Genomic DNA, 10,858 nt, shown 5'->3' on the forward strand with positions numbered 1-10,858 from the left:
CGTGTCAAAATTTTTGTTGGTGCAAGTCCGATTGGAAAGCAGAAGACTTTGGCTTATCCCATGAAAAGGTGTGATGATGAAAATGTTGAATAATATATTGAAACATTTTTTATGCATTTCGCTGGGCTTAAGTAGTTTTATTTGTTTGGCATCAGATATGAATGCTGATGAACGTGCTTTTATTGAATTCATTAAGCAGCAACTTTCTGTACAGGTATCTGTGCAGCGAATTCCTGCTGAACAGATACATACTATTGTCAGTCGTAATCTAGATCTGCGGATGGAGAAATTGCTAACCAAAGTGGATGGTATTAACCTACATACTAGGTCTGTAGACAGTACCGTTACGCCAATTCAGCTGGCTCTTCTAGAACTCATCTATCCGGATGAAGCAACGGCAGTGCAAGCTTTACGACAGCTGGGAAAAAAACGTTATTTCCAGCATAGCAAAATACTAATACCGTTTTCCATAGTTCAAATAGGTCATCGGTTGCTAATCGTATTTACTGAAAATGCAGGAAATAGCAGTGCGATAGCAGTTATAGAAAAATTCCCTACAGAGGGGTTATATCCTCGGGAAACTTTATTAAATATCCAGCAAAATAGATAGCAAAAGCAAATAACATGCAAAAAATTCTAGATTTTCTTTTTTCACGTCGCATGCTGGCGATTCTCGGTATTATCATTTTGGCACTGGTCATATGGTTTGTCGGGCCATTGTTAGCATTTGGAGAATTTCATCCGTTTGCATCCATACCTATGCGCGTGATCACAATTCTGCTTCTGTTTGGATTATTGTTTCTCTGGTTTAAGAACTGGTCACTTTCAATTATCTGGGTTGCAGCAATATGTGTATTAATCTGGCAAGCCGCACCACAGCTGGCATATGGTAAGACTCATCCTTTTGCTCCGGCCTGGGTTCGTGCTGTGCTGATCGGTCTTGTCTTGTTCTGTTATGCCCTTTATGGTTTATACCGTCTCTGGCAGGCATTGCGGGTAGACGAACAATTACTGCAAAAAATTCTTCGTCCGCGTAAAGAAAAATCTGCTGTTGCAGAATCGCGCGAGGATCAGCGGGCTGTTACCAGTATTGTTACCCGTGCCATTGAGCAGTTAAAACAGATGAGAATTGGTAAACCGGGAATCGGTTTTCGCCGTCTTTTCGAAGGTAAACGTTATCTGTATGAATTGCCATGGTATATGATTATTGGCGCACCGGGTGACGGTAAGACCACTGCATTGCTTAACGCAGGTCTGCAATTTCCTTTAGCAGAACAAATGGGGCAGTCGGCGGAAGCAATCGCTATTCCCGGCAAAGGAGGAACCCTGCATTGCGACTGGTGGTTTACCAATGAAGCAGTATTAATTGATACTGCTGGCCGGTACGTTCGCCAGGATGACGGAGATTCAGCAGAAAATGCGTCCCGTAATGCCGGAGAGTGGCGCGGCTTTCTTGGTTTATTACGTAAATATCGGCCGCGTGCACCTATTAATGGTGTGTTACTAACCATCAATGCAGCTGATCTGGCGGGTAAAACCGAGGCCGAACGTATTACAGCGGCAGCGGCATTAAGAGCACGGTTGGCGGAGTTGCGCACAGAGCTTGGCATTCGTTTTCCGGTATATCTTATGGTTACCAAAATGGATTTGCTGCCAGGGTTCACCGATTACTTCAATTCACTGACGACAGAAGGCCGTGCTCAGATATGGGGCTTTACGCTTCCGTACGATCAGAAACAGCAGAAAAACAGTCGTGATCAGTTACGTCCGAGCTGTGAAAATGAGCTGAAACTGCTGGCAAAACGTCTGGATCAGGGCATAGATAACCGTTTGCAGGAAGAATATGATGTGCAGCGGCGCTGTAATCTTTATGCGCTGCCTCAGGAATTTGCAGCACTGTCTGAACCATTACTGGATATTATTGAGCGCGTATTTCTTGATTCTAAATTTGATTCTACCCAGCTACACAATACGCTCCGTGGTGTTTACTTTACAAGTGCCGCACAGGCACCAGCCAATGCTAATGCCGATCGTCAATCACCATTACAACGTTTATGGCGTGCTATAAAACGTGATCCGGCACTCACAGAAAAAAATAGCCTTTACGCTAATACAGTAACACCTACCGGCAGTCGGAGCTATTTTCTGCATGATTTACTGACTAAACTGGTATTTCAGGAACCTAATCTGGTGCAGCCGAACCTGCAATGGGAAATGCGTTACCGAGTAATGCGTTTTGCCGGGCATACACTAGTACTGATTATTTTTCTTTGGCTGGTTCAGGGTATGTATACCAGTTATGGTAAAAATACTAGCTACCTGTCTGCAATCAGTTCTAAAACGACAATACTGGCGGAAAAAGTCCGTGCCTATGCGCGAAAACCAACTGCTGAAGCCGTACCGGATATATTGAATTCAGCCCGGGAACTGGCTGCTTATCCTGGGCTTGATCCGGATAAACCGCCAACCAGTTACCGTTATGGTTTGTATAGCGTGCCTCCGGTTATTAAGAGTGCTGCAGCCACTTATGATCAACTGCTTGATCAATTATTACTGCCACCTATTGTCCGTGGTGTGGAAAGTACATTATCTAATGCAATTGCACAGAAAGATGCTAAAGAAACCTATGATGCCTTACGTGTCTATCTGTTACTGAATTTGGATACTGAACATCAGGATAAATTTAATGCTAATGAAATTCAGGCATGGGTACTGAAGAAATGGGAACAAAACGACACTGCTGCTGTGTTTGGCGGTAGTGCCAGTATTTACGAACATCTGGGTGCATTATTTGATGGCAGCCGTGTAGTACATTCTCCATTTGCCAAAAACGACGCGTTGATTCGCAGCGCGCGGGAACTGCTGGAGGGTAGTTCCAGCACTGAACGTATCTATGATCGGGCCAAAGTTACCATGACTGATGAGGCTCCGGAAGATTTTACTATTGTCCGGGCTGTTGGTGCTGATGCGGGTACTGTTTTTATTCGTGCCAGCGGCACTCCTCTGGATCAGGGCATTCCGGGGCTTTTTACTGTTCAGGGATATCGTGAATTATTTGATAAACGTATCTCTGAATTTGTCGCAGCCGCCTATGCAGATGATGAATGGGTTATGGGAAGAGAGACAACTGCTTCTCAAAAAAAAACTGCTGAGCGTGCGCAACAGCTGGCACGGAGGGTTAACGGAGATGAAGATCCTTTAATTAAAGAAGTACGACGCCTTTACTTGACGGAATACACCTCACGCTGGCAGACTTTTCTTGAAGATATTCATAGCGTGAACAGTACTGGTGCGGACAACAGCACCAGTCTGGCTTTTGATTTGCAAACCCTGCGTACATTTGCAGCGCCAGATTCGCCATTGATGCGTTTGTCCAAAGCAGTTGTTGAGCAGACAACCTTAGTACCACCTATAGACATCAAATCCAATCAGAAAATTCTGGCTGAGCGGGCAGAACAACGATTGTCAGGTAATGCACGCGAGGCAGTGCAGACAGCTAAATTATTGAAAAATGTACAGCCCAATGAACAACTGGAAAAGACACTGGTTGATAGCCGTTTTGCAGCTTTACGTGAAGTAGTCACCGGAGTGGCTGACATTCAGAATAATAGTGCCGGCAGCCGTCCGCAAAAACTGGATACCGTGCTCAGCCTGCTCAATGAGTATTACAATCAATTGATGATAGCGGACAATGCACTGGCAGCCAATACATTACCTCCGAAAATTGATGCCGCCGAAAAAATACGACTGGAAGCAGCTAAAATGCCGGCGCCTCTGAAAAATATTTTGCTTGATCTGACTACACAAGGCGCGCGTAAACTCAATCTTGCTTCCGGAGAAGTTCTTAGCCGGCAAATGGAAGCCATGATAGGTGGTAACTGTCGTAATGTGATTGATGGTCGTTATCCCTTTGTGGCCAGTAATCAGGAAGTGAGTGCCGACGACTTTAACCGTGTCTTTGCCAGTGGTGGTTTGCTGGATGATTTTTTCAACAAGCAACTGGCTTCACAGGTAGACATAACCACAAATCCATGGCGTTATAAACAAACTGAAGGTAATTCCACACCACTACCTGGACCAAATCTGGAGCCATTCCAGCAGGCTAAACGTATCCGCGAAGCTTTTTTTCAGGAGCCGGGTGCACGTAAAATGTCATGGTCTATGGATATTAAAGTGGTTGAACTCGATCCTACTATCACCGATCTGATCATTGATATTGACGGACAGTCTCAGCGCTATATGCATGGACCGGTACGGCCGCTTCATATTAACTGGCCTGGTCCGCGTAATGGATCAATGGCTGAAATCACTGCTAATCCGCGTATTCGTCAGGATAGCTCAACCATCATTACCAACGGTCCCTGGGCATTATTTCGTCTTCTTAATCAAGGCCGTGTCATCAGCAGCATGAGTGACAGTCGTCATTTAGTAGAATTTAGATTTGACGGACGTCGTGTTGTGCTCGAAGTAACTTCCAGTGTTGATTTCAATTTGCAAAATGTCAACAACCCATTGCATGGATTTACCTGTCCCCAGGGAGGAGTCACACCATGATAGGTATTCCGCGCGTTTCATCACCTGCAATATGGGGTAAATTACCAGACCGCGGTGATTATGTGCGTTATCAGGTGCGTAGTCATGAAGTTGAGGATTGGAGTGTATGGCTGAACAAACAGGAATGGTTGCATACTAAACAAACGTCTTCTGAAGAGGATAAACGGGCATGGTTGCGTCTGACTCCTGATTTCGGGCAGACTGGCATCACATTCCATGCCTTACCATGGAGTTTTGTGCTGGCGCCGGGTGTTTTACCGTTTTCGGGACGGAACTGGCTAATCGGCGTAGTAAGTCCGTCCGCAGACAGTATAGGCCGGTCCTATCCGCTAGTGATTTATCAGACAGTTAACCAGCATTGGCTGCAACGCTATCTGGATGCACCATTGGGCTGGCTCTACTGGCTGGCACAACTGGTTGCCGGCTACGTAACACCGGGAGGAAATAACAAAAAAGATCTTGCCGGACAGCTGGATAGACTATGGGAACTGCATAGCCCGAAATGGGGCGGCTGGTTTGCCCGGGCACAGATCGGTAATCAGACTGTCTGTCGTGAGTTAACCGGTCATCAGCATATAAGTAATGACAGATTACAGGGAGTACGCTCTTTACCATGGGCCAACTGGCCGGAGCTTGTATGGCAGCAGTCACCTACAGAAGGGTGGTTCTGGCAGCAGAATGAAAAGGGTGAGTTTTTAGATGCCAGATGTCTGGGTTCAGCGCTTTGGAAAGAATGAAGTTGGCAGCTAAATCAGCAAAATTCCGTTTACTGACACAGGGAGAAATTGCAATGACGATAAAGTTATTTAAAACACAGCAATCACTATAACTTCAGTAAAGACTCATATAAGTAATTATCAGCCGTATTAGTATGAAGATATCGCTGTTACACCAAATAGTGAGGTATATTTTCCAGAAAAGTAATGTTTAATAATATTTTTATATTGCTGAAAGTAGCAATAATATTCTTAGGTTTATGCATGAAATGATTTATATATTGGCAATACTAAATGGAAATGTCTGTTAAATTAAGAATTTCTTTTATTTGGAAGACAAAGTATGCGTATACATTAGAATTGTGAAGTATTTCTGTCTGCATATAAATATGGGACAACAGGCTGCAATTCATTCTGATTATTTTATTTTAAAAAGTATGCATATAATTTTGTAAAAATTATATATAATAATGTTTTATTAAGTTAAGAGCAAAAGGAATCTGATTTTTTATTATCTGTGTTGAAAATTGCTTTTATTCTTGTATGGTCAATTTGGCACCAGATTTGATCTGAAAATGTTAATCAACTTTGTTTGGAACGTAGCTATGCGCACTTATTTAACCGGAGCAACCCATTTGATATTTTTAATGTAGAAACATTTTACAGAGTAGTTTTTCTATTAAGAATATTTTAAGCATGAACTTTTAAAAACATTCATAATTTTCTGTAATGATTAAAGAAAGATTATTTCAGAAAATTAATTAATATTGTTTTTGATTATTGGTTGATACCTTAGTAGTAAATAAGAAGCAATTTTTATTAATCAGGCCAGAAACTGTGCAGAGGTTGTGCAGCATTATTATATCGGACAGGATTATCTGTCTGCTAATAGAGTAACCAATACTGAAACATACGCCAGTGCGGTCAGTATAACTGCATACAGCACAATAACGATGGGGAAAGATTATGAGCTTTAAAGCAGATCCGGATAAACTGAATCTTCCGGGAAATTCATCTTTACAGACACCGGGTTTTGTTGGCGGACAGAGTGCAACGCCAGATGTCGGAGAACTGGTTCAGGCCGGTACAGAACAGCTTGCCGGGCAATTGGCGGATAAAGCCAATGCAGCAATCAGTCAGGTCCAAAATATTGTCAGTACGGCAAAAGATACTATTGATGCAATAGGAAATGTGGCAGATCCGTCTGCACTTATGAAAGCTGCTCAGGCTGCAGCCGGTGGTGCGGCCGCTCCATTGAAGAACATGCTTGATAATATGCCAACTGATGCTCAGGATATTACAGATGCGATTGCTGGTGCACTCAGTGGTGCAGGAACACGAACAGTTACCGTCAGTGGTGCCGCTGTACCAAAGGGCATGCTCACTTTTGCCAGTATGTGCGGGCAGGAAACCCTGAGTGAACTCTTTAGCTACACTATTCAGCTGAAAACCCCTGATAAACTGAATATTGGTTATTTTGCACCCAGTTCCAACCTTCCGTTAAAACCAATGGTTGGTAAAGACCTTACTGTTGCAATTGAACTTGAAGGCGGAGATAAGCGTTATATCAGTGGTTTGGTTACAGCTGCCCGGGTGGTTGGTCATCAGGGCCGGGGAGTTGTATATGAATTGCGTCTGGAACCATGGCTGGAATTGGCTACTCGTACCAGTGATTACAAAATCTTTCAGGATAAAAGCGTTGTCGATATTCTTGATGAAGTATTAGGAGAATATCCGTTTGAAATGGAAAAACGTCTCACGGAAACATATCCCAAACGCAATTTTCAGGTTCAGTACGGTGAAACCGATTATGATTTCCTGCAGCGTTTAATGCAGGAATTCGGCATCTATTATTTCTTTGAGCATAGCGAGGGTAGTCATAAGCTCGTGCTAGTTGATGCTATAGGTTCGCATAAACCTTGTCCGGGTTCCCCGTCAGTCAGTTTCCATCAACAGGGGCTGAAGCTGGATAAAGAATTTATTGACACCATTGCAGCTAAAGAGTCACTGCGCACTGGCAAATGGGTACTGGACGATTTTGATTTCAAAAAGCCCAAAGCCAAACTGACCAGCATAGTTGCCAAGCCCCGCGAAACCGGTCATCCCGATTATGAACATTATGAATGGCCGGGTGATTATTTTGATAAAAGTGAGGGCGAATTTCTCACCAAAGTACGCATGGAAGCACAAAAATCTCTGGGCAGCCGGGTATATGGCAGCGGTACCATACGTACTCTGGTTACCGGCTGTACTTTTAATCTTGAAAACTGCCCGACAGTAGATGCCAACCGTGAATATCTGATTATAGATTCTTCCTTTATGATCCAGGATAACGGTGAACACAGTAGTCAGGGTCAGGAATTTGTATACGGTACCAGCTTTGAGCTCTTACCTACTAGCGAAGTTTTTCGTCCGCAGCGTACCATTAAAAAGCCACATACCCATGGTCCGCAAAGTGCCATTATTACCGGTCCTGCAGGTGAAGAAATCTGGACAGATAAATATGGCCGGGTAAAAGTACAATTTCTTTGGGATCGTTATGGCCAGTGGGATGAAAACAGTTCCTGCTGGATCCGCGTCAGCCAGCCATGGGCAGGGAAAGGTTTTGGTGGTATTCAGATTCCGCGTATCGGACAGGAAGTAATTGTAGATTTTAAAAACGGAGATCCCGATTTACCCATTATCACTGGCCGTGTTTACAATGCCGACACCATGCCGCCATGGGGATTACCGGGTAGTAAAACGCAAAGCGGTATGTTCAGTCACTCTATCGGTGGCGGACCGGCAAATGCAAATGCATTGCGCTTTGAAGATAAGCCCGGTCAGGAAGAACTCTGGCTGCACGCAGAAAAAGATCAGCGCATAGAAGTGAATAATGATGAAAGCCATTGGATAGGAAATGATCGTTCCAAAACTATCGATCATAATGAAACGATTAGAGTAGCTAATGATCGTACTGCCAGTATTGGTCATGATTGTTCGCGAGCAGTAAAAAATGACGAACAGGTAACCGTTGGTAAAAACAAAACTACCATGGTTGGTGAAAATTTGATTATTACAGCCGGAAAAAGTATACGATTGTCCTGTGGACAAACTGCGCTTGAATTACACGCAGATGGAAATTTTCATGTTACTTGCGAAAGTTTTAATATTACAGCCAAGCAAAACAGCCAAATCAATACCACAGACGGAATGTTAGATTTAAATATGGTAAAAGGCGGACCTCTTGCACCTATCAAAAAAGATGAAGATTCGGCAGCGCTTGCTGAATCTTTATCCAAGAATTTTCCATCTTCTTAAATATCAGACAAAAATTGAGGAATGATTAATGCTATATAACACAAATGATGCCCGAATAGAAATTCCTAGTAATGATTTAAAAGATATAACTTTAAATATTCTTAAATTTAAAGATCTTGGTACATCACTGGTTATGAGCAGAAGCGAACTGGGTGAGGATGAAACCCTTGAGTCCAGTCTTGATGATCAGTTAAAGCGTTTGGAAAGCTCAGTAAAAGGATTAAAATTCCAGCAGAAAACCAAAACTGTTTTCGGAAAAAATCAGGATATTGAAGCGTTTGAATTACGCAACCAGTTTATCAAAGGGAACGAAAGAGTTTATCAGTATCAGCTGGTATGCCTTATTCCGGGCACTCGTACCATGTTTGCCATGAGCTATGTAAAAAATACCAGCCTCGGTGAAGAAGAGGCAGCACAATGGCAGATAATAAAACAAAACTTTGAATTTAACACTTGATGATTTAAATAAATTAACTGAAAAAACTGAATTTAATAAAGCAAAGTTTTTACATTAGCCAATAATAAACAAACGCTGAAATTTGAGCTTGATTGGTAGGGTGATTATCAAATGGGGGAAGCATACTGGGCAGCCCGTGAGGGAGACGTGCTTTTACATATTTCATTGCTGGCTGATATTGCAAGTGCCGCTGTTGAAATACTCTGTTATGCAGCTATAGGGGCTGCATGTATTGCCGTCACAGCAGGAGCAATAGCTTTATTAGGAGGTGCCACTATCGCAGCTGCAGCGGCAGCAGGTGCAGCTGCGGTAACAGCAGGTGCCGGTACAACCGTATGCCTTATAGGGACGGCCCTTTCTGCTGCCGCTGCATATAAGTTAGGAAATCCTATTTCGGAACTTGCAGACTGGGTCGGCAGCTTATTTCCGCCATCTGAAGATGGTGAGATTAAAACCGGTTCTCACAATACTCGTACCAATAGCAAACACTCAGCCCGTGCTGCCGGCATAATAGATAAAACAAAAACAGTACAGGCACCGCAACAGCCTGAAGGTTTTATCGATATAGCCGGAAACATACTGCAGGGCTTAGGAACAGCAGCCAGTGAGTTTATTAGGCCGACCGTTGCTTCGCCTGATCCGCAAGCAGTTCCTCGAGAGGAAGACAGAATTACTTGTAAAAAACACCCGTCTTCTTTCTCCGATATGGGTTTCCAGATTCGGTAGGACTGGTTCTATGGGTTCGCCGGGACTGGCTGTTATGGGGCTCGGATTCAGCGTTGTCAGTGCCACAATAGGAACCATCTCCGGCGCGGCCGAATATCTGGCCGAAGGTTCCAAAAAAGTCTATATCAACGGCCAGCCGGCAGTACGCAGTAATGACCGCAGCACCTGCGAAGCCAAAGTCACCGATGACTGCGAAGGTGGTAAGAAAGTCTCTAACAATGTACGTATTGGCGGAGAGTCTGTTGTTGTTCAAGAGATCAAAAGCGGCAAATATCCCATTACGCAGATAGCCACTATTGCAACACTGGTGTTATCTCCTGGAAAATTTTTCACAAAACTAGGTCGTTTTGCAGAGTGTGCTGTTAAAGCAGCAGCTATTAGCCTTGGCGTTTCAAATCTATAGAACCCTTCAGAGGTAATCCGGTTCATCTGCCAACCGGTGCCAAACTGCTTGATGGTCCCGAAGAGCTCGACTTCTCCCTGCCGGCTCACCTGCCCTTCGAATGGCAGCGTTTCTATAGCAGCGTCGACACCCGCACCCACAACATGTTCGGTGCCGGCTGGAGTGTTGACTATGAAATCGAAATGGAAATCGATCCACAGCCCGATGGTTCCTGCGCCGCCGTCTATATCAACGAAGAAGGACGGCGTATCGAAATCGAACCCATCCAGCCGGGTAAAGGCATACGCGGTCTTAACGAGAATTTATCCATCCGCCGCGGCGAACAGGATCGCTGGGTAATTGAAGACGACAACGGCTTTTACCGCCTGTTTGAGCCCGATCCCAACAACCCCAAACGTCTGCTGCTGAGCATGCTGCAGGACCGCAACGACAACCAGTTACTTATCTACCGCGATTCTCATAGCCGCATCGTCGAAATTGCCGATAACGACAACGCCGCCCGGATCAGCCTGCACTATCAGGATCAGCGCCATCCGCAGCGCGTGACCGAAATCCGCCAAGAGCTAAGCGATGGTAGCAGCCGCTTACTGAACCGTTACCAGTACACCGAACAGGGTGATTTGCAACAGGTCTTTGATGCCGAGAACCGCCAGACCCGCGAATTTGCCTACAACAGCGACCGGCGCATGACCTATCACCGTC

8 protein-coding genes are annotated in these 10,858 nt (G+C 44.4%); all 8 read left to right on the plus strand.

Annotated features, from left to right (window positions below; translation table 11 throughout):
• The first annotated feature begins 157 nt into the window (after positions 1 to 157).
• Entirely contained in the window at positions 158 to 610 is a 453-nt protein-coding gene (locus GY065_RS00745) for a hypothetical protein (protein WP_144353302.1), read from the plus strand.
• 14 nt (positions 611 to 624) lie between these two features.
• Complete coding sequence (tssM, locus tag GY065_RS00750) at positions 625 to 4,554, plus strand: type VI secretion system membrane subunit TssM (RefSeq protein ID WP_174832626.1); 3,930 nt, start codon at positions 625 to 627, stop codon at positions 4,552 to 4,554.
• Positions 4,551 to 5,291, plus strand: coding sequence for a type VI secretion system-associated protein TagF (gene tagF, locus GY065_RS00755; protein ID WP_174832628.1), 741 nt, complete (start codon positions 4,551 to 4,553; stop codon positions 5,289 to 5,291). The genes tssM and tagF overlap by 4 nt, the downstream gene beginning before the upstream one ends.
• A gap of 945 nt (positions 5,292 to 6,236) precedes the next feature.
• Positions 6,237 to 8,570, plus strand: coding sequence for a type VI secretion system Vgr family protein (locus GY065_RS00760; protein WP_174832630.1), 2,334 nt, complete (start codon positions 6,237 to 6,239; stop codon positions 8,568 to 8,570).
• 28 nt (positions 8,571 to 8,598) lie between these two features.
• Positions 8,599 to 9,027 carry a DUF1795 domain-containing protein gene (locus tag GY065_RS00765; RefSeq protein ID WP_174832632.1) on the plus strand — a complete coding sequence of 143 codons (429 nt, stop codon included), beginning with the start codon at positions 8,599 to 8,601 and terminating at the stop codon, positions 9,025 to 9,027.
• Positions 9,028 to 9,138: 111 nt separating this feature from the next.
• On the plus strand, positions 9,139 to 9,753 hold the full coding sequence (locus tag GY065_RS00770; protein WP_174832634.1) for a hypothetical protein: 615 nt from the start codon (positions 9,139 to 9,141) through the stop codon (positions 9,751 to 9,753).
• Between the two features lie 10 nt (positions 9,754 to 9,763).
• Complete coding sequence (locus GY065_RS00775) at positions 9,764 to 10,156, plus strand: PAAR domain-containing protein (protein WP_174832636.1); 393 nt, start codon at positions 9,764 to 9,766, stop codon at positions 10,154 to 10,156.
• A 44-nt stretch (positions 10,157 to 10,200) separates the two neighbouring features.
• Positions 10,201 to 10,858, plus strand: a 658-nt coding sequence (locus GY065_RS00780) for a DUF6531 domain-containing protein (protein ID WP_244621454.1), incomplete at its 3' end; no start/stop codon positions are given.

Origin of the sequence: Snodgrassella sp. ESL0323 (assembly GCF_013346865.1) — a bacterium.
Lineage (GTDB): Bacteria > Pseudomonadota > Gammaproteobacteria > Burkholderiales > Neisseriaceae > Snodgrassella > Snodgrassella alvi.

Coding starts and splice junctions, on each gene's coding strand:
- GY065_RS00745 (WP_144353302.1), top strand. CDS start 158: ATGAATGCTGATGAACGTGCTTTTATTGAATTCATTAAGCAGCAACTT.
- tssM (WP_174832626.1), top strand. CDS start 625: ATGCAAAAAATTCTAGATTTTCTTTTTTCACGTCGCATGCTGGCGATT.
- tagF (WP_174832628.1), top strand. CDS start 4,551: ATGATAGGTATTCCGCGCGTTTCATCACCTGCAATATGGGGTAAATTA.
- GY065_RS00760 (WP_174832630.1), top strand. CDS start 6,237: ATGAGCTTTAAAGCAGATCCGGATAAACTGAATCTTCCGGGAAATTCA.
- GY065_RS00765 (WP_174832632.1), top strand. CDS start 8,599: ATGCTATATAACACAAATGATGCCCGAATAGAAATTCCTAGTAATGAT.
- GY065_RS00770 (WP_174832634.1), top strand. CDS start 9,139: ATGGGGGAAGCATACTGGGCAGCCCGTGAGGGAGACGTGCTTTTACAT.
- GY065_RS00775 (WP_174832636.1), top strand. CDS start 9,764: ATGGGTTCGCCGGGACTGGCTGTTATGGGGCTCGGATTCAGCGTTGTC.